Genomic DNA, 1,317 nt, shown 5'->3' with positions numbered 1-1,317 from the left:
GCTCCTTAGAAAGGAGGTGATCCACCCGCACCTTCCGGTACGGGTACCTTGTTACGACTTCGTCCCAATCGCCGATCCCACCTTCGACAGCTCCCTAACAAGTTTAGGCCACTGGCTTCGGGTGTTACCAACTTTCATGACGTGACGGGCGGTGTGTACAAGGCCCGGGAACGTATTCACCGCAGCGTTGCTGATCTGCGATTACTAGCGACTCCGACTTCATGGGGTCGAGTTGCAGACCCCAATCCGAACTAAGGCCGGCTTTCAGCGATTCGCTCCACCTCACAGTGTCGCTGCGCGTTGTACCGACCATTGTAGCATGTGTGAAGCCCTGGACATAAGGGGCATGATGATTTGACGTCATCCCCACCTTCCTCCGAGTTAACCCCGGCAGTCTCTCATGAGTCCCCAACCAAATGCTGGCAACATAAGACAAGGGTTGCGCTCGTTGCGGGACTTAACCCAACATCTCACGACACGAGCTGACGACAACCATGCACCACCTGTACACCAGCCACAAGGGACACTACATCTCTGCAGCAATCTAGTGTATGTCAAGCCCAGGTAAGGTTCTTCGCGTTGCATCGAATTAATCCACATGCTCCGCCGCTTGTGCGGGCCCCCGTCAATTCCTTTGAGTTTTAGCCTTGCGGCCGTACTCCCCAGGCGGGGCGCTTAATGCGTTAGCTACGGCACAGAAGACGTGGAAGCCCCCTACACCTAGCGCCCACCGTTTACGGCATGGACTACCAGGGTATCTAATCCTGTTTGCTACCCATGCTTTCGCTCCTCAGCGTCAGTAACTGCCCAGAGACCTGCCTTCGCCATCGGTGTTCCTCCTGATATCTGCGCATTTCACCGCTACACCAGGAATTCCAGTCTCCCCTACAGCACTCAAGTTATGCCCGTATCGCCTGCACGCCCGAAGTTAAGCCCCGGAATTTCACAGACGACGCGACAAACCACCTACGAGCTCTTTACGCCCAGTAATTCCGGACAACGCTCGCACCCTACGTATTACCGCGGCTGCTGGCACGTAGTTAGCCGGTGCTTCTTATACAGGTACCGTCACTTACGCTTCGTCCCTGTCGAAAGGAGTTTACAACCCGAAGGCCGTCATCCCCCACGCGGCGTCGCTGCATCAGGCTTCCGCCCATTGTGCAATATTCCCCACTGCTGCCTCCCGTAGGAGTCTGGGCCGTATCTCAGTCCCAATGTGGCCGTACACCCTCTCAGGCCGGCTACCCGTCGACGCCTTGGTAGGCCATTACCCCACCAACAAGCTGATAGGCCGCGAGCTCATCTTGCACCGAAAAA

The 1,317-nt window shown here is 56.3% G+C and carries 1 rRNA gene; it reads right to left on the bottom strand.

The features are described 5' to 3' along the window. Positions 1-9: 9 nt before the first annotated feature. Positions 10-1,317, bottom strand: a 16S ribosomal RNA gene (locus HMPREF2932_RS02930); the annotation flags it as partial.

This window comes from Corynebacterium sp. HMSC074H12 (genome assembly GCF_001813755.1).
GTDB classification, from domain to species: Bacteria; Actinomycetota; Actinomycetes; order Mycobacteriales; family Mycobacteriaceae; genus Corynebacterium; species Corynebacterium hiratae.
Note: the sequence above shows the minus strand (reverse complement) of the source record. Positions and strands in the feature narration are given on the sequence as shown.